The 17,063-nt window shown below is 64.9% G+C and carries 14 protein-coding genes; 8 read left to right on the top strand and 6 right to left on the bottom strand.

The genetic code is table 11. The features are described from left to right. Window positions 1-78 precede the first annotated feature (78 nt). A complete protein-coding gene (locus tag E3T43_RS12055; RefSeq protein ID WP_092449986.1) occupies window positions 79-324 on the bottom strand; it encodes a DUF167 domain-containing protein in 246 nt (81 codons plus the stop codon). 78 nt (window positions 325-402) lie between these two features. After that, a complete protein-coding gene (locus E3T43_RS12050) occupies window positions 403-846 on the bottom strand; it encodes a pyridoxamine 5'-phosphate oxidase family protein (RefSeq protein WP_092449984.1) in 444 nt (147 codons plus the stop codon). A gap of 238 nt (window positions 847-1,084) precedes the next feature. On the opposite strand from E3T43_RS12050, the gene E3T43_RS12045 reads away from it, so the two are divergent. Then, window positions 1,085-2,794, top strand: a complete 1,710-nt coding sequence (locus E3T43_RS12045; RefSeq protein WP_370449953.1) for a BCCT family transporter — start codon at window positions 1,085-1,087, stop codon at window positions 2,792-2,794. Between the two features lie 27 nt (window positions 2,795-2,821). Here E3T43_RS12045 and E3T43_RS12040 read toward each other — a convergent pair whose 3' ends face one another. Continuing rightward, window positions 2,822-3,088 (bottom strand): protealysin inhibitor emfourin, encoded by a 267-nt coding sequence (locus tag E3T43_RS12040; RefSeq protein WP_134444391.1) that lies wholly within the window; start codon window positions 3,086-3,088, stop codon window positions 2,822-2,824. A 9-nt stretch (window positions 3,089-3,097) separates the two neighbouring features. Continuing rightward, window positions 3,098-4,267 carry a M4 family metallopeptidase gene (locus E3T43_RS12035; protein WP_241978965.1) on the bottom strand — a complete coding sequence of 390 codons (1,170 nt, stop codon included), beginning with the start codon at window positions 4,265-4,267 and terminating at the stop codon, window positions 3,098-3,100. Window positions 4,268-4,449: 182 nt separating this feature from the next. Here E3T43_RS12035 and E3T43_RS12030 point away from each other — a divergent pair, with 182 nt between their 5' ends. From E3T43_RS12030 to E3T43_RS12020, 3 genes are read left to right on the top strand one after another with little or no spacing between them, the layout of a single operon-like run. Beyond that, the gene (locus E3T43_RS12030) at window positions 4,450-5,349 is read left to right on the top strand and encodes an LLM class flavin-dependent oxidoreductase (RefSeq protein ID WP_134472593.1); all 900 of its coding nucleotides are present in this window, start codon (window positions 4,450-4,452) and stop codon (window positions 5,347-5,349) included. A 50-nt stretch (window positions 5,350-5,399) separates the two neighbouring features. Continuing rightward, the gene (locus tag E3T43_RS12025) at window positions 5,400-6,509 is read left to right on the top strand and encodes an AI-2E family transporter (RefSeq protein ID WP_092449976.1); all 1,110 of its coding nucleotides are present in this window, start codon (window positions 5,400-5,402) and stop codon (window positions 6,507-6,509) included. Between the two features lie 47 nt (window positions 6,510-6,556). Continuing rightward, window positions 6,557-9,538: an aminotransferase gene (locus E3T43_RS12020; protein ID WP_134472592.1), complete on the top strand. Its 2,982-nt coding sequence runs from the start codon at window positions 6,557-6,559 to the stop codon at window positions 9,536-9,538. On the opposite strand, the gene E3T43_RS12015 is transcribed toward E3T43_RS12020, so the two are convergent. Then, window positions 9,516-9,854 (bottom strand): ATP-dependent DNA ligase, encoded by a 339-nt coding sequence (locus E3T43_RS12015; RefSeq protein ID WP_134472591.1) that lies wholly within the window; start codon window positions 9,852-9,854, stop codon window positions 9,516-9,518. The genes E3T43_RS12020 and E3T43_RS12015 overlap by 23 nt on opposite strands. A 203-nt stretch (window positions 9,855-10,057) precedes the next feature. On the opposite strand from E3T43_RS12015, the gene rpsO reads away from it, so the two are divergent. Beyond that, window positions 10,058-10,327, top strand: coding sequence for a 30S ribosomal protein S15 (gene rpsO / locus E3T43_RS12010; RefSeq protein ID WP_092112143.1), 270 nt, complete (start codon window positions 10,058-10,060; stop codon window positions 10,325-10,327). 168 nt (window positions 10,328-10,495) lie between these two features. Next, window positions 10,496-12,025 (top strand): amino acid permease, encoded by a 1,530-nt coding sequence (locus E3T43_RS12005; RefSeq protein WP_134472590.1) that lies wholly within the window; start codon window positions 10,496-10,498, stop codon window positions 12,023-12,025. Here E3T43_RS12005 and E3T43_RS12000 read toward each other — a convergent pair. Then, window positions 12,022-13,242, bottom strand: coding sequence for a GAF domain-containing protein (locus E3T43_RS12000; protein ID WP_134472589.1), 1,221 nt, complete (start codon window positions 13,240-13,242; stop codon window positions 12,022-12,024). The two genes, E3T43_RS12005 and E3T43_RS12000, sit on opposite strands and share 4 nt — an antisense overlap. 165 nt (window positions 13,243-13,407) lie before the next feature. Here E3T43_RS12000 and E3T43_RS11995 point away from each other — a divergent pair, with 165 nt between their 5' ends. Continuing rightward, complete coding sequence (locus tag E3T43_RS11995; protein WP_134472588.1) at window positions 13,408-14,493, top strand: LLM class flavin-dependent oxidoreductase; 1,086 nt, start codon at window positions 13,408-13,410, stop codon at window positions 14,491-14,493. Window positions 14,494-14,676: 183 nt separating this feature from the next. Continuing rightward, window positions 14,677-16,965 (top strand): polyribonucleotide nucleotidyltransferase, encoded by a 2,289-nt coding sequence (locus tag E3T43_RS11990; protein WP_134472587.1) that lies wholly within the window; start codon window positions 14,677-14,679, stop codon window positions 16,963-16,965. Window positions 16,966-17,063: the final 98 nt, after the last annotated feature.

Raw genomic sequence — 17,063 nt, 5'->3', positions numbered from 1 at the left:
GCGCCACTCGAAACTAAACGAAACGGGATGCGGCTGCTGCAGTCGCATCCCGTTTCGTCTGCCGGGTGGGCGCTACGACTACGACCGGTCGATGCGCAAATGCTTGATCTTGGAGGTATGACCGCGAATGATGCTCACATCACGCTTGGCCACCTTGAAATGCTTGGCCAGCAGAGCGACCAGGGCGTCATTGGCCGCGCCCTCTACCGCGCGCTGCTGCAGAAAGACGGTGACGGAGGCGTGTTCCGGAGTGCTTTCGGCATCGTCGACCACGAGGGGGCCTTTGCGGCTGCCCGGCTTCACGTGCACGGTCAGGTTGAGCATGGCGGGCACAGCACTCCCGTTTGCCCTGGTTGGATGACAACGGGCGCACCTCAACGGTAGCGCGCCCGGTCACCGGCTCTACATCAGCGCCGTTGTGGGTTCCGGGCCGAGGGTGAACCGTCGCCCGGTGATCGTTGTTGGCATGATTTCGACGAAGGTCGGCTTGACCGTGGGAATCAGGGGCCGAAGCGGCAGGGCGGCGGCCGCGTCAATCTCGTGCTGGGAGTCGAGCGCCCGTGCCGTTCCGTGCACGACGACGCTCCACGCTTCGTCGCGACCCACGCCATCCGTTTCGAAGGCCACCGTGTGGTTCACGGTCAGTTCCACGAGTTTGGTGCCGGCTGCCGTGCGAAACAGCAGCCGACGATCGGCCGCGACGAAATTCACCGGAAAGATGTCGGCAACGCCGCCGACGGCGACCGCGAGGCGGCCCAGACTCGCCGAAAGCAGGGCATTCCAGCATTCCTCTTCCGTGAGAGTGTGCACGGGATTGTGGGTGGCGTCGACATCGTCGTAGGTCATGGTCCATAATCACACGGTCCGGCACCCCGATCGAGGGGTGCATCGGCAAAAGTCGGCCTGTTCCTAAGAAAATCTCTTGCCCCCACTTTGCGGCACGCTTTACCGGTAAGCTGGAAATTTGCCTAGAGGAGCACATACCTGGCGGCTCAGCAACGGTTTCTTTCGTCCGCCACAATCTATTCTTTGAGAAAGTTTCACAGTGAGTGCGCTACCCGAACTACCGGCGAAAACGCCGAAAATCAGTCCCCCTCGACCCCGGCGATTTGTTATTCCGGCTCCTCGAGTTTTTTATCCGGCGCTCGGCATCATTTTGGCCGTCGTGATCGTCGCCATCGCCTTCCCGGTACGCACCGGCAGCGTGCTCGCCCTGCTGCAGGGTTGGGTCGTCGCCGGTCTCGGACCCTACTACATGGTCATCGTGGCCGCCTTCGTGGTATTCGCCATCTGGATGGGCGCGAGCCGCTTCGGCGACATCAAACTTGGCCAGGACGACGACAAGCCGGAATTCGGCATCATGAGCTGGTTCGCGATGCTGTTCGCCGCCGGCATGGGCATCGGCGTCGTCTTCTGGGGAGCGGCCGAGCCGCTCACCTTCTTCACCAACCCGAAACCCGGCGTGACCGGAGACTCGCAGGAGCTCGCCGCCGCCGCCATGTCGCAGACCTTCCTGCACTGGGGCTTTCACGCCTGGGCAATCTACGCCGTCGTCGGACTCGCTCTGGCCTACTCCATCCACCGCAAGGGCCGTCCGGTATCCATCCGCTGGGCCTTGGAGCCGCTCCTCGGTGACCGGGTCAAGGGCCGCCTCGGTGACGCCATCGACGTCATTGCCATCGTCGGAACCCTGTTCGGCGTGGCTACCTCACTCGGTCTCGGGGTCAAGCAGATTGCGGCCGGCCTGAGCTACCTCGGCGTCGTGGGTGAAGTCAACAACACCCTCCTTGTCGTGCTCATCATCGTGATCACCGCCATCGCCACCGTTTCCGTGGTGAGCGGAGTCGGCAAGGGCATCAAATGGCTCTCCAACATTAACCTCGGCGTGGCCGGGCTGCTGCTGATCGCCGTGCTGGCCCTCGGACCCACCCTGTACCTGCTGCGCGTGCTCGTCGAGTCCATCGGGGGGTACTTTCAGAACGTGATCGGACTCACCTTCGACGCCGGTTCCTTCACCGGGGAAGCCGGTACCGCCTGGCAGGGCGCCTGGACCGTCTTCTACTGGGGCTGGTGGATCTCGTGGGCGCCGTTCGTCGGTGTCTTCATCGCGCGCATCTCGCGTGGCCGCACCGTGCGTGAGTTCATCGCCGGCGTACTCCTCGTGCCGACGCTGGTCACCTTCGTCTGGTTCGCCGTCATGGGCGGCAGCGCCATCAAACTGGCCTGGGAAGGCGACGGCGGCGGTCTCTTCGACCCCGCGGTCGGAATCATCTCCGAGAACGTGCTGTTCAACTTCCTCGGGCAGCTTCCGCTCGGCGGCATCCTCTCGGTTATCGCGGTCATCGTGGTGGCGATCTTCTTCATCACCTCGGCCGACTCTGGCTCGCTCGTGATCGACATGCTCGCCTCGGGTGGCGACACCAACCCGCCCAAGTGGAGCCGCATCATGTGGGCGAGCCTCGGCGGAATCGTCGCGATCGCCCTGCTGCTGGCCGGCGGACTCGCTGCCCTGCAAACCGGCGCGATTCTGACCGCGATACCGGTCAGCATCGTCATGATCGGTATGTGTATTGCCACCTACAAGGCGTTCCGCATCGAGCACGAGGTTCTGGTCAGTGCTGAACGTCGTCAGCGTCGGGAGGAGATGGCGCGCCGCATCGGCAAGACCGTGACCGCGCACCTCGAGGAGAACTTCGACGACCACTTCGGCGATCAGGTCGACGGCCACATCGAGGCCGCGCTGACCGACGATCCAGCCCGTCGCCCCCGCTGGGGCCGTCGCTCGAAAGAATAACCAGCACCACCGCCGGTTCAGGGCCGCCTACATTCCGTTGGCGGCCTTGACGCGGTTGACCAGCTCGCGCCACGGACCGTTCACCTCGGGCTCGGCGAGCACCACCTCGTGCGGGGCGCATCGAATGCGATAGGCGAACCGGTCTGCAGTTGCCACGCTGTCGGTAACGTCGTCCCAGGGCAGCGAATCGAGAAAATCCGCCCAGGTTGCGGGGTCGGGTTGCTCTTCAACTCTGACTTCCCAGGTGAGGCGGATCCCGGCCATCCCGCCGCTGCGCGAGACAATGACTTTCATACCGAAAGGTTACCCCGATGGTTGCCCCGCGGTCGGCCCGCGTGGCTGCTCCGGCGGCATCGGTGCCAGCGGGTCGACGAGAGGTGCCGAATACGCTGGCGGCAGGGAGATACCAGGGGCGCTCGGAGTGCCGGTCGTGTTGGGCAGCGGCGAGGGAACGGCGGCCACTACCCCAACCGTCGCCCAGGCCCGCAAGACCGCGTCGTGGGCGGTCGAACCGTTTCCATAGAGGCGGGCCGCGGTATCCGCCGTCGCCGCCGCGAAGGCAGCAAAATCGCTCTGCGGGCGAAGCAGCGGTCCGGTGAGCGTGTCATACCAAATGCGGCCCGGCATTTCCCAGGCGTTGCCGCCGATGGCCTCGGCGACGAGGTAGAAGGCGCGGTTCGGAATGCCCGAGTTGATATGCACACCGCCGTTGTCGTCGTCCGTCTCGATATAACCGGCCATGCTGTCCGGCTGCGGATCCTTGCCGAGCACATCATCGTTGTACGCTGTGCCGGGCGCTTTCATCGAGCGCAGGGCGATGCCCTCAACCTGTTCGGTGAATAGGCCCTCGCCGATCAGCCAGCTGGCCGCGCTGGTCGGCTGTCCCCGCAGATTTTGCTCGACGAGCGCGCCGAACACATCGGAAATGGACTCGTTGAGCGCGCCGGACTGACCCTGGTACTCCAGGTTCGCCGTGAATTGGGTGACGCCGTGCGTGAGCTCGTGACCGATCACACTCGGCGAAATGGTGAACCGGTTGAAAACCTGGCCATCTCCGTCGCCGAACACCATGCGTTCACCGTCCCAGAAGGCGTTGTCGTATTTCTGGCCATAGTGCACCGTGGCATCCATCGGCATACCACCGTTATCGATGCTGTCGCGTCCGAACTGGTTCCAGTACATCGCCTGGGTGGCTCCGAGGCTGTCATACGACTCGGTCACGGCAGGGTCGGTTCCGGCGGGCTGACCCTCCGTGCGCACCCGGCGACCGGGTAGGCGTTCGAGGCCACCGGCATCCGAAATGGTGCGATCGGATTCCCCCGGTGTGCGGGTGGGCAGGCTGCGCGCACTCGGGTGGGCGCGTGGATGCGTGCCACCGCGCAATTGCCGAATCCGCGAGTCCCGCAGTAGCGAGTCCCTGGCGGCAGCCGCGGCCCGCGCGAATTTGGGAACGTCCAGTTGTGCCAATCGCATCAGCAGGTACGGCGGCACGATCGTGCAGTGTGGGTGGATCTGCGGCGTGTAGATCTGCGGAGTGTGGATTTGCGGAGTGTGGATTTGCGGAGTGTGAATCTGCGGAGTGTCCATGTGCAGAGTCTGGCACCGGGCACCGACATCGCAACAGGTCGAAGCGCCCCGCTGAATAGACTCGCCCCATGCGCTTTGGAATCGTCATTCTCCCGCAAGACCCGTGGCCGCGTGCGCGCGAGAAGTGGCTCGGTGCCGAGCAGTACGGCTTCGACCACGCCTGGACCTACGACCACCTGTCCTGGCGGTCGCTCGTCGACGAACCCTGGAATGCAACCATTCCCACCCTGACCGCCGCAGCGGCCGTGACCGAACGCATCGTTCTGGGCACCTTTGTCTCCTCACCGAATTTTCGGCATCCGGTGCCGTTTGCCAAGGACATAGCCACCGTCGACGACGTGTCGAACGCACGGTTTCTGCTCGGGGTCGGGTCGGGCGGCACCGGTTTCGACGCCACCGTTCTGGGCCAGCCCGAGTACACGCCCCGGCAGCGGCACGAACGGTTCGCCGAATTCGTCGCCGACCTCGACCTCCTGTTACGCGGCGAGGAGGCGGGTTCCACCGCGGGAATCAGTTTCGCTGGTGACTGGTACTCGGCTGTCAATGCGCGCATGGTGCTGCCCAGGTCGACCGCCCCGGTGCGCCAACGCGTACCGTTCGTCATCGCCGCCAACGGCCCCAAAGGCCTGGGACTGGTCAGTCGGTTCGGGCAGGGCTGGGTGACGACCGGCCAGGATGGAGCCTCGGGGGAGGACTGGTGGGAGGGCGTGCGCGGCCTCACGCACCGGCTGGACGACGTGGCGACCGCTGAAGGCCGAGACCCGGCCGCCATCGACCGCTACCTCTCACTCGACAGCGGCGGAACATATTCCCTGCAGAGCATGAATGCGTTCGAGGATGCCGTCGGCCGCGCTGCCGACCTCGGTTTCACCGACGTCATCAGCCATTGGCCGCGCGCCAGTGGAATCTACGCCGGCGACGAAGCCGTACTCGAAGCGGTGGCGGACACCTTCACCGAAATCAAATGAAGTAGCCGGTCGATCGGGTTTTCTGCCCGATGCCTGTCTAGGCTGGGTGCATGCGCGCACACGACGACCCCACGCCCCTGGTCCCTCGCACTCCGCTGAATGACCGGCTCGGCTGGCTCGGCCTGCGCAGCGGGCAGATTCTCCTCGTCATCGTGCTCGCGTCCGCCGTCATCTACGGACTCGTGCAGCTCAAGCTCGTCGTCATCCCGGTCTTGATCGCCATCATCCTTGCCTCGGCTCTGAGTCCGGTGATCAACGGACTGCGCAAGCGCGGCGTCGCCGCTATTCTGGCCACCTGGATCACCCTGCTCGGCGGCATCGCCGTGTTCGGCGGCATCATCACGCTCATCGTGTTCGCTGTGCGCGACCAGTGGAACGAACTGTTTTCCTCGGCCTCCGAGGGCATCGACAAGCTCCAGCAGTTCCTCATCGACGGACCGATCCAGGTCGACGAGCAGCAGATTACCGACGCCCGCAATAGTGTCGTCGATTTTCTCACCAGCAGTCAGTTCGGCTCGGGGGCGCTGGCCGGGGCCTCCGCTGTTTTTGAACTGATCACCGGGTCCGTGCTGCTCGTGGTCATTCTGTTCTTCTTCCTTAAGGACGGCGGCCAGATCTGGAACTTCTTCCTGAGTCCGTTCAAGGGAGAGCGCCTGGCCCGTGGCCGACGCATCGGTCACACCTCCCTGCGCGTGCTGGGCGGGTACGTACGTGGCACTGCGATCGTCGCCGCCGTCGACGCCACCGCGATCGGCATCGGCCTGGCCATTTTGCAGGTTCCGCTCGCCCTGCCGCTCGCGGTCATCGTGTTCCTCGGAGCGTTTATTCCGCTGATCGGAGCGACCGCGGCCGGAGTGCTCGCCGCGCTGGTGGCCCTGGTCGCGAGTGGCCCGGTCGTGGCGCTCATCGTGCTCATCATCGTGGTCGCCGTCAACCAGCTCGAGGGAAACTTTCTGCAGCCGGTCGTCATGGCGCAGTCACTCAAGCTGCATCCGCTCGTCATCCTGGTCGGCCTGACCGCCGGAACCATTCTCGGCGGCATTGTCGGTGCCGTGCTCTCGGTGCCGATCGCTGCCGTCGCCTGGGCCATCGCCAAGGCCTGGAACACCCCGGATGCCCCACGCGCCATTTTGCCGAAGCGGCTCGTGCGCAAGCGCTAAACCCATCCTGCTCGTGCCACCGCTGCCACCCGCATGACTGGAGAACCATGACCGAGCAGAGCCACTTCCACCTGCCGCGCCCGCGCCTAACGCTCGACCAGGCGGCCGATCTCGCCCGCGAGCGGTTCGACGTCATCGGCGTCGTCACCGAGCTGGGCAGCAACCAGGACCGCAACTTTCGCATTCACACGGATGCCGCCACGGTCGTACTCAAGGTCTCCAACCCGGCCATCGCGGCCGTCGAGCTTGAGGCGCAGAACGCTGCCCTGGCGCACCTCGGCGATCTGGGCCTGGACCTGCCCGCTGCCGTCAGGGCGATCGACGGCAACGAGATCCAGCGCATCACGATCGACGGGCAGACCCTCGACCTGCGCCTGCTGACCTACGTCGACGGGCATCCGCTGACCGATTCGGTGCGGCTCACGGCCGGGCAGGTGCGCTCGCTCGGCGATGTGGCCGGCCGGATCGTGCGTGGCCTGTCCAACTTCGAGCACGCGGGAACCGACCGCTTTCTGCAGTGGGACCTCCGGCGTGGGGGCGAGGTCATCGACGCACTCCTCGGCCAGGTCAATGACGACGCGCGCCGCGAACATCTGCGCACCGTGACCGACGCCGCCCGAATGCAGCTCGCCCCGCTCAAGGGTGACCTGCGCGTGCAGACGATCCACGGCGACCTGACCGACGACAACGTCGTGAGCCGGGACGGCGACAGCATCTCCGGCGTCATCGACTTCGGCGACGTCGCCCAGGGCTGGCTAGTCGCCGAACTCGCCGCGACCTGCGCCTGTGTGTTGTATCGCAGCCCGCGGCATCCGCTGGCCATTCTCGACACCATCGATGCCTTCGTCAGGCAGGTGCCGCTCTCCGACGCCGAACTCACCGCTCTCTGGCCCCTCATCGTGCTGCGCACGGCGGTGCTCGTGGTGAGCGGCGAAGCGCAGGTGCAGCTCGATGATGACAACGACTATGCCGACGCCAACCGTGCCCGCGAGTGGCTCGCCTTCGCCACGGCCGCCGACCTTGATGGTGCAGAGGTTGAAGCCCTCATCCGGTTCACGTTGGCGGGCACCGACGCCCCCATCATGACAACCGACTACCCCCTGGCTGGGCCGCTCGATCCAGCGGCCATCATCGACCTGTCCGTGACGAGCGCCGGTTACGACGCCGGAGTCTGGCTGGAACCGAACATTGATGCGCGCATTACAGCGGATGCCGCAGCCCAGCTCGGCCACGCCGTCACCCGCTATGGCGAATACCGGCTCTCCCAAACGCGCATTAACACGGCCGAGGAATCGGTCACCCTGGCCCTCGGCGTCGAGGTGATCCTGCCGGCCGGCAGCCACATCACCGCGCCGATCGCGGGGACGGTTGTGGTCGTCGATTCCGACACGGTGCGGCTCGAGGCCGCCCACTTTGACCTGTGGCTGACCGGCATCGACGCCGCGGCCATCGACGGCCAGACCGTCGAAGCCGGAACGACTCTCGGTACCGCTCTCGGTACCGCTCTCGGTGCGGCTCAGGCCAGTTCGGCCGGTGCACGCCACGCCGCCCGAGTGGCCCGCGTGACCCTGCAGACCAGCCGGCTTCGCGGCATCCGCCCGCCGTTCTTCGCCGCACCGTCACACGCGGCGCTCTGGCAGCGGGTCTGCCCCGACCCGTCAGCGCTGCTCGGGCTGGAAACCGCCCGTTCACTGGCCGATGCCGGCGCCCTGCTGCAGCGCCGGGACCAGTCCTTTGCGCGCGTGCAGGAACACTATTACCAAGCCCCGCCGCAGATCGAACGTGGCTGGCAGCATCACCTCATCGATACTCACGGCCAGGCCTACGTCGACATGGTGAACAATGTCACGACAGTCGGACACGGGCATCCGCGCATTGCCGAGGCCGCGCGCAGCCAATGGTCGCTGCTGAATACCAACTCCCGCTTTCACTACGAGGAGCTCGTGCGCTTCACCGAGCGCCTCGCCGCACTCGCCCCCGACCCGCTCGACACCGTCTTTCTGGTCAATAGCGGCACCGAGGCCGTCGACCTCGCCCTGCGCCTCGCCCTCAGCTACACCGGCCAGGACACCGTGCTCGCGGTGCGCGAGGCCTATCACGGCTGGTCGCTGGCAGCGGATGCCGTCTCCTCCTCGGTCGCCGACAACCCCCGGGCGCTCGACACCCGGCCGGACTGGGTGCACCTGGTCGAAGCGCCGAACGCCGTGCGCGGCAAATATCGGGGCATGCAGTCTGCCCCGCAGTACCTCGACGACCTCGACGGCGATCTGCGGGACCTGGCCGACGCCGGGCGCACGGTAGCCGCGTTCATCGCCGAACCCGTATTCGGGAATGCCGGCGGCGTGTTATTGCCCGACGGCTACCTGGCCGGCGTCTACGAGCGGATGCGCGCCCGCGGCGCACTCTGCATCGCCGACGAGGTGCAGGTGAGCTACGCCCGGCTCGGCAAGCACTTCTGGGGTACCGAGCAACAAGGAGTGGTTCCCGACATCATCACCATCGCCAAGGCGATGGGCAACGGGCATCCACTCGGCGCGGTCATCACCCGCCGCGACATTGCGGAGCGCTTCAGCGAGGAGGGACCGTTCTTTTCGTCGGCTGGCGGCAGCCCGCTGAGCTGCCGCATCGGCCTGACCGTGCTCGACATCATGCGCGACGAAGGCCTGCAACACAATGCTGAGGTCGTCGGTCGGCATCTCAAACGGGGCCTGGAACGGCTCGGCGAACGCTTCGATCTGATCGGCGCGGTGTACGGAATGGGGCTCTACCTCGGAGTCGAGCTGGTCAGCGACCGCGCCGCCTTCACTCCAGCGACGGGCGCGGCCGCGCGGCTCTGCGACGAACTACTGCTGCGCGGCTGCATCGTGCAGCCCACCGGCGACTTCAAAAACGTGCTCAAGATCAAGCCGCCGCTCTGTCTCAGTATCGCCAGCGCCGACCATTTTCTGGCCGCGCTGGCCGACGCGCTGGGTGCCATCGCCCCCAGAGCAGCGCAGTTCCCGACGCTTAGCGCCGCGTCTTCGCGCTGATGCTCGGCGACGGTGTCGGCTCGGCGATGAACGCCAGGCCGCCGGCACTGTTGGCCGAGAGCATGAGGGCTTCGATCCAGTCCCGGTTGATCGACGGGGTGCGACTGCCAAAATATCGGTAGTAGAGCGTGCTCGTCGGGTCGAGCCAGATCGCGCTGCGACCACTTCCCTCGTCGGCCGAATCGGACCAGGTGAAAATGAAACTCTCCCGGCGCCGCAGCTTGGTGCTGATCACGATCTGCAGGTGCATGAGGGCACGATCGTCGAAGGTGATCACGATACCCGGATTGCCATACAGCAACGTACCCACGTTCATGCACCTCCTCGATTATTCCCCCACTGTAGCGCTATGAGCGGGCGGGAACAGACCGGGCGCATGGCACCAAAACGGGAGGGTGTGCCGGTTTTACCCGTGTGCTCTGCTAGGGTATCAAGGTTGCCGTTCAACGGCCGCGGATAAAGAGAGCTCAGGCATCCTGCCAAGGGCACCGCGCAGTGAGAGAAAGGGGATCCCACTTTATGGCACTCGAACCAGATGCTAAGAAGGCGATCATCGAAAAGTACGCTACCCACCCAGGCGACACCGGGTCCCCGGAAGTTCAGATTGCAATGCTCACGCAGCGCATTCTTGACCTCACCGAGCACCTGAAAGAGCACAAGCACGACCACCACTCACGTCGTGGCCTGCTTCTTATGGTTGGTCAGCGTCGCCGTCTGCTCGGTTACCTGTCGGACATCGACATCACTCGGTACCGCACACTGATCGGCAGCCTCGGCCTGCGTCGCTAATTTCGTGCAGTTCAATTGCACGAAGCGAATGCAGCGTTGACAACGCGAACTTCTTCACAACGGGTCGTCACCTTTTAGGTGGCGGCCCGTTGTGCGTGCCGCCGGCGAGCGGGGGTAGAACAGCGGCTTGCTAACATAGGTGGTTGGCAATAACGAACGGAAATCAGCATGAGTCTTAGGCGCATCAAGAGTATTGAAGATTCGATAGCAGACTCGCTGGAAAAGGGCCACAGCCTCAAACGCACCCTCGGCACCTGGGACCTCATGATCATGGGCGTAGCGGTCGCCGTCGGAGCTGGAATCTTCTCGGTCGGCGCCAAGGCAGCCGGCAGCTACGCCGGGCCGTCGGTCACCCTGGCCTTCCTGCTCGCCGCCTTCACCTGCGCCCTCGCGATCATGTGTTACGCCGAGTTCGCCTCGGCCGTGCCCGTCGCCGGGTCCGCCTACACCTTCACCTACGCGACCCTCGGAGAGCTGCTCGCCTGGATTATCGGCTGGGACCTCATCCTCGAGATGCTCACGGCTGCCGCCGTCATCGCCAAGTACTGGGGCATCTACCTCAGCACCGTGTTCGATCTGGCCGGCTGGAACATTCCAGCGACGATCACCGTGATCGGCCTCGACGTCAGCTGGGGAGCTTTCGTCATCGTCGCCATCTTCACCGCCCTGCTCGTGCTCGGCACCCAGCTCTCCGCCCGCGTCGCCAGCGTCTTCACGATCATCAAGGTCGCCATCGTGGTCTTCGTCATCATCGTCGGCGCGTTCTTCATCAACACCGCGAACTACACGCCGTTCATTCCGGCCGAAGTTCCCAGGGCCGGCGGCGAGGGCGACGTCTGGATGCAGTCCCTGTTCTCCTTCATGACCGGGGCGGCCCCGGCGCAGTACGGCCTGTTCGGCCTGCTGGCCGGTGCATCCCTGGTGTTCTTCGCGTTCATCGGCTTCGATGTGGTTGCCACGAGCGCCGAAGAGGTCAAGAACCCGCAGAAGACCCTGCCGCGCGGCATCTTCGCCGGCCTGGCGATCGTCACGGTGCTCTACCTCGGCGTCAGCCTCGTCCTCACCGGCATGGTTCCGTACACCGTACTGGCCGACGACCCGAACGCCTCCCTCGCGACCGCATTCGTCGCGGTCGGCGCCGGCTGGGCCGCTCAGGTGATCTCGATCGGAATCCTGGTCGGCCTCACCACCGTGATCATGGTGCTGCTGCTCGGCCTGTCCCGCGTGCTGTTCGCCATGAGCCGCGACGGCCTGCTGCCGCGCTGGCTCAGCGTCACGAGCGAAAAACGCCGCACGCCGGCGCGCATTCAGATCATCTCTGGTACCGCCGTCGCTCTCATCGCCGGGCTCACCGACGTGGGGGTGCTCGAAGAGATGATCAACATCGGAACACTGTCGGCCTTCGTGCTGGTGAGTATCGCCGTCGTTGTGCTCCGCAAGAAGCGTCCCGACCTGCCGCGCGCGTTCAAGGTGCCGTTCTCGCCGGTGTTGCCGATCCTGTCGGCCGTGCTCTGCGTCTGGCTGATGCTCAACCTGACAACCCTCACCTGGGCACGGTTCGGGGTGTGGCTGGCCGTCGGGTTCCTTGTCTACTTCGCCTACGGTCGCCGCCACTCCGTGCTCGGCATCAAGCAGCGTGCGGCTGCTGCCGAAGCGGCCAGGGTCGAAGCTGGCGCCGCGACCAAGCCCGTCGACTAGCCGGCGAACTCGCCGTTCGTGTTCATCTCTTCCTGAATCATGAGGGCGAGCTGGCGCAGGAGGACCGCATCGACCCCCGAGTCCGCGCGCGGTTCCGGATCGAACACGCCGAGGGCGCCGATGCGCTCGCCCGAGGCTGCTTCGATGGGGAATCCGGCATAGAAACGCATGTGGGGCGCGCCGGTGACGAAGGCTTTGCGCCGCAGGCGTTGATCGGCGAGCGTGTCGGGCACGATGACGGCACCGCGTGCGCGCACGACCATCGCCGACATCGAATCGCTCCAGGCCGGGGTCGGCAAGGCGGGGCCGGTACTCGACCGAATTTGCAGGCGATTACTGTCCCGAATAGCGAAGAGAGCGGATGCCGTACCGAAAGACTGCTGCGCCAGCGCCACAATATGATCCAACCGGGTGTCACAGCCGCGTCTGAGGCGGCGCTGGTCACCGCCACGGATGGGTGCCGTCCTGGGCGGCGCATCGGTGGATCCGAGCGGTACCGGATAGCGGCTGCGCTGCACGACCTCCAGACGCCCCGCCATCTTCTTGGCTAGAAATTCGCCCCAGTGGCGATAATCGGTGGAATCCGACAGACCAGCGGAGGCTGGAAATTCGACGTCCGCCACGGGGACGAAAACGGAGCGACGCATCGACAGGCAGACCCGTTCGGTGATCGCGTCGAGCGATCGGGCGTGCCGATCGGCGATTGTTCCGCCGAGGCTGTTGAAGATCGGAATGGCACGAATGGGTTGGATACCCTGAACGTAAATGTACGCGCTGTCATTCGTGTGTCGCTCGACAAAATTCAGGAGTCGAGTGAGGTCGGCCTGCCAGGTTCGCTCGGCCGTGAGGTGCAGGGCGTCACCGACGCCCAGAACGACGACGATCGCATCGAGGCGTCGAAGGTCAGCCCCGCGCAGTTGTACCTGCACGGAGGCCAGCAGCCCGATCGAGCTGGCGATGAGGGCCACGTCCGCTCCGCGCTGCGTGCGCCCCGAAAGCGCCCGAGCGAGCGAACCGGGCAACGCGAGGTCGTGGCTGCTGACGCCCCAGCCGGCGGCCGGCCCGCTGCCGAGCACGAGAATGCGATCGCTGTCGATGCCGGGGGAGTGGGCCACCGGGGTGTCGCTGGGCTGCGGAATGGTGACGCTGCCCTGCATGCTGATCGCGGCCCAGGCACGCATCATTCCGGCTGCCGCCACCCGCGCGAGTCCCTGCATCGGCGCATCCTCATTTCAGTCACTAACACTTTGTCTGACACCGGAACGTGTGCCACCCATTCTCATGGCACCAGTTCGGGGCGGTTTACTGCCGGGAATGCGGTCAACCCGGCCGCAGTTACTGGTAATATCAATGCAAACGCATTGATTTTTCTGGAGGTTTACATGCAGTTCGGAATCTTCGCCGTCGGCGATCGCACCGTTGACCCCACGACCGGGCGGGAACCGTCCGAGCACGAGCGCATCTCGGCAATGGTCACGATCGCCCAGAAGGTCGAAGAAGTCGGCCTCGACGTCTTCGCCACCGGTGAGCACCACAATCCGCCCTTCGTGCCGTCGTCCCCGACCACCATGCTCGGCTACATCGCAGCAAAGACGAGCCGCATCATCCTCTCGACCGCGACCACCCTGATCACGACCAACGATCCGGTGAAGATCGCCGAGGACTACGCAATGCTGCAGCACCTGTCCGAGGGTCGGGTCGATCTCGTGCTCGGTCGCGGCAATACCGGCCCGGTGTACCCGTGGTTCGGCCAGGACATCCGTCAGGGCATCCCGCTGGCCCTGGAGAACTATGCGCTGCTGCGTAAACTCTGGCGTGAAGACGTGGTGAATTGGCAAGGCCAGTTCCGCACCCCGCTGCAGGATTTTCAATCAACGCCGCGCCCGCTCGCTGGTGTGCCGCCCTTCGTCTGGCACGGCAGTATCCGCAGCCCGGAGATCGCCGAGCAGGCCGCCTTCTACGGTGACGGCTTCTTCGCCAACCACATCTTCTGGCCGGCCAGTCACACCCAGAAAATGGTCGGTTACTACCGCGAGCGGTTTGAGCACTACGGACACGGATCCGCCGAGCAGGCCATCGTCGGTCTCGGCGGCCAGGTCTTCATGCGCAAGAATTCCCAGGACGCCGTGAAGGAATTCCGCCCCTACTTCGACAACGCACCCGTCTACGGACACGGCCCGTCGCTGGAAGACTTCACCGAGCAAACCCCGCTCACCGTCGGCAGCCCGCAGCAGATCATCGACCGCACCCTCGGTTTCCGCGACTACGTCGGTAACTATCAACGCCAGCTCTTCCTCATGGATCACGCCGGTCTGCCGCTGAAAACCGTGCTGGAGCAACTCGACCTTCTGGGCGAAGAGGTCGTGCCGGTGCTGCGCCGCGAGTTTGCCAAAAATCGACCGGCCACCGTGCCTTCCGGGCCTACCCACGCCTCATTGTCGGCCGCCGCAGCGGCTGTACCCATCTGAACGACGGATGCTGCCACGCCGGTTGCCGGCTAGGCCGTCGGCCTGATGGGCGCTTTCTAACAGGTCTGTTAGACTTGGCCGGGTTGATTGTGAGATCAACCCGTCCAACTCGCCTGTCATACGGGCACGCGAGCCTTCGTCGCCAGCATGGCGAGAAGCAAACTTAAAGGAGAAAACCCCCACATGGAGGGTCCAGAAATCACGTTCGCCGAAACCGTTATCGATAACGGCAAGTACGGCAAGCGCACCATCCGTTTCGAAACCGGGCGTCTCGCCCAGCAGGCGCAGGGTTCTGCCGCCGCCTACATTGACGACGAGACGATGCTGCTCTCCGCCACGAGCGTCAGCAAGCAGCCGAAGGACAACTTCGACTTCTTCCCGCTCACCATCGACGTTGAAGAGCGCATGTATGCAGCCGGCCGCATCCCGGGCAGCTTCTTCCGCCGCGAAGGTCGTCCCTCGACCGACGCCATCCTCACCTGCCGTCTGATCGACCGGCCGCTGCGCCCGTCGTTCGTCGATGGTCTCCGCAACGAGATCCAGGTTGTCATCACCGTTCTGGCCATCGAGCCCGACGAACTGTACGACGTGCTCGCGATCAATGCGGCCTCCATGTCGACGCAGCTCGCCGGCCTGCCGTTTTCCGGGCCGATCGGTGGCGTTCGCGTCGCCCTCATCCCGGACGAGAACGGTGGCGGCCAGTGGGTTGCCTTCCCGAAGCACTCGCAGCTTGATGACGCCGTGTTCAGCATGGTCGTCGCCGGCCGTGTTGTCACGGACGCCAACGGTGTGCAGGACGTCGCGATCATGATGATCGAGGCCGAAGCGACCGACGCAGCCTGGAACCTGATCAAGGGCGGCGCCATCGCGCCGAACGAAGCCGTCGTTGCCCAGGGCATCGAGGCTTCCAAGCCCTTCATTAAGCAGCTCGTCTTCGCGCAGCAGCAGGTAGCGGATGCCGCCGCCAAGCCGACCGCCGACTTCGCGCTCTTCCCGCCGTACCAGCCGGCCACCTACGACGCGGTCGCCGCGCTGGCCTACGACCAGCTGGGGACGGTCTACACGATCGCCGACAAGGTCGAGCGTCAGAACGCTGACGACGCGCTCAAGGCATCCGTCAAGACCGCCATCGCGGCCAAGGTTGAAGCCGGCGAGCTCGACGCGAGCGCCAACAACCAGGTCAACGCGGCGTACAAGTCGGTCACCAAGCTCGTCGTTCGCTCACGCGTACTCAACGACGGCATCCGTATCGACGGTCGTGGACTGGCGGACATCCGTCCGCTCGATGCCGAGGTTGCGGTCATCCCGCGCGTGCATGGTTCGGCCATCTTCCAGCGCGGTGAAACCCAGATCCTGGGCGTGACCACGCTGAACATGCTGAAGCTCGAGCAGTCGATCGACTCGCTGAACCCGGTCACCAAAAAGCGTTATATGCACAACTACAACTTCCCGCCCTACTCGACCGGTGAAACCGGCCGGGTCGGAACGCCGAAGCGTCGCGAGATCGGCCACGGAGCGCTCGCTGAGCGTGCCCTGGTCCCCGTGCTGCCCACGCGTGAGGAGTTCCCGTACGCTATCCGTCAGGTCTCCGAGGCGCTCAGCTCCAACGGTTCCACCTCGATGGGTTCCGTCTGCGCTTCGACCCTGTCGCTGCTGAACGCCGGAGTGCCGCTGCGCGCCCCGGTCGCGGGTATCGCCATGGGCCTGATCAGCGACACCGTTGATGGCCAGACTCGTTACGCGGCGCTGACCGACATCCTCGGTGCCGAAGATGCCCTCGGCGACATGGACTTCAAGGTTGCCGGCACGAGCGAATTCATCACCGCGATCCAGCTGGACACCAAGCTCGACGGTATTCCCGCCTCGGTCCTGGCTGGCGCGCTGAACCAGGCGAAGGATGCCCGCACCACGATCCTCTCCGTGTTGAACGCGGCGATCGACGCTCCCGACGAGATGGCGCCCACCGCGCCGCGCGTCATCAGCGTGCAGATCCCGGTCGACAAGATCGGCGAGCTGATCGGCCCGAAGGGCAAGACGATCAACTCGATCCAGGACACCACCGGTGCCGACATCTCGATCGAGGAAGACGGCACCGTGTACATCGGAGCCGTCGACGGGCCGTCAGCCGAAGCCGCACGAGCTCAGGTGAACGCCATCGCGAACCCGACCAACCCCGAGGTCGGCGAGCAGTTCCTCGGAACCGTCGTCAAGATCGCCGCGTTCGGTGCCTTCGTTTCGCTGCTCCCGGGCAAGGATGGTCTGCTGCACATCTCCGAAGTGCGTAAACTTGCTGGTGGCAAGCGCGTCGAGAACGTCGAAGACGTGCTCGGCGTCGGCCAGAAGGTTCTCGTGGAAATCACGAAGATCGATGACCGTGGCAAGCTCTCGCTCGCTCCGGTGCTCGATGAGGCTGCTGACACCGAAGGTCGCGCTGCGGCTTCCGACAGCGCAGACGCTTCAGTCGAGGTTTAGTACTGACGAACACCTTGCCCCAATAGATCTCCCGATCACCTCTCGCCAGGTCGGTCGGGTAGACGGAAGGCCCGCACTGCTTGCAGTGCGGGCCTTTT

Origin of the sequence: Cryobacterium sp. Hh7 (assembly GCF_004403155.1) — a bacterium.
In the GTDB taxonomy this organism is placed as follows: Bacteria; Actinomycetota; Actinomycetes; order Actinomycetales; family Microbacteriaceae; genus Cryobacterium; species Cryobacterium levicorallinum.
Note: the sequence above shows the minus strand (reverse complement) of the source record. Positions and strands in the feature narration are given on the sequence as shown.

What these genes read in the sequence shown, in the direction of transcription:
- E3T43_RS12055 (WP_092449986.1), bottom strand. Translation starts at nt 324, where the DNA reads ATGCTCAACCTGACCGTGCACGTGAAGCCGGGCAGCCGCAAAGGCCCC.
- E3T43_RS12050 (WP_092449984.1), bottom strand. Translation starts at nt 846, where the DNA reads ATGACCTACGACGATGTCGACGCCACCCACAATCCCGTGCACACTCTC.
- E3T43_RS12040 (WP_134444391.1), bottom strand. Translation starts at nt 3,088, where the DNA reads ATGAAAGTCATTGTCTCGCGCAGCGGCGGGATGGCCGGGATCCGCCTC.
- E3T43_RS12035 (WP_241978965.1), bottom strand. Translation starts at nt 4,267, where the DNA reads ATGCGATTGGCACAACTGGACGTTCCCAAATTCGCGCGGGCCGCGGCT.
- E3T43_RS12030 (WP_134472593.1), top strand. Translation starts at nt 4,450, where the DNA reads ATGCGCTTTGGAATCGTCATTCTCCCGCAAGACCCGTGGCCGCGTGCG.
- E3T43_RS12025 (WP_092449976.1), top strand. Translation starts at nt 5,400, where the DNA reads ATGCGCGCACACGACGACCCCACGCCCCTGGTCCCTCGCACTCCGCTG.
- E3T43_RS12020 (WP_134472592.1), top strand. Translation starts at nt 6,557, where the DNA reads ATGACCGAGCAGAGCCACTTCCACCTGCCGCGCCCGCGCCTAACGCTC.
- E3T43_RS12015 (WP_134472591.1), bottom strand. Translation starts at nt 9,854, where the DNA reads ATGAACGTGGGTACGTTGCTGTATGGCAATCCGGGTATCGTGATCACC.
- rpsO (WP_092112143.1), top strand. Translation starts at nt 10,058, where the DNA reads ATGGCACTCGAACCAGATGCTAAGAAGGCGATCATCGAAAAGTACGCT.
- E3T43_RS12005 (WP_134472590.1), top strand. Translation starts at nt 10,496, where the DNA reads ATGAGTCTTAGGCGCATCAAGAGTATTGAAGATTCGATAGCAGACTCG.
- E3T43_RS12000 (WP_134472589.1), bottom strand. Translation starts at nt 13,242, where the DNA reads ATGCAGGGACTCGCGCGGGTGGCGGCAGCCGGAATGATGCGTGCCTGG.
- E3T43_RS11995 (WP_134472588.1), top strand. Translation starts at nt 13,408, where the DNA reads ATGCAGTTCGGAATCTTCGCCGTCGGCGATCGCACCGTTGACCCCACG.
- E3T43_RS11990 (WP_134472587.1), top strand. Translation starts at nt 14,677, where the DNA reads ATGGAGGGTCCAGAAATCACGTTCGCCGAAACCGTTATCGATAACGGC.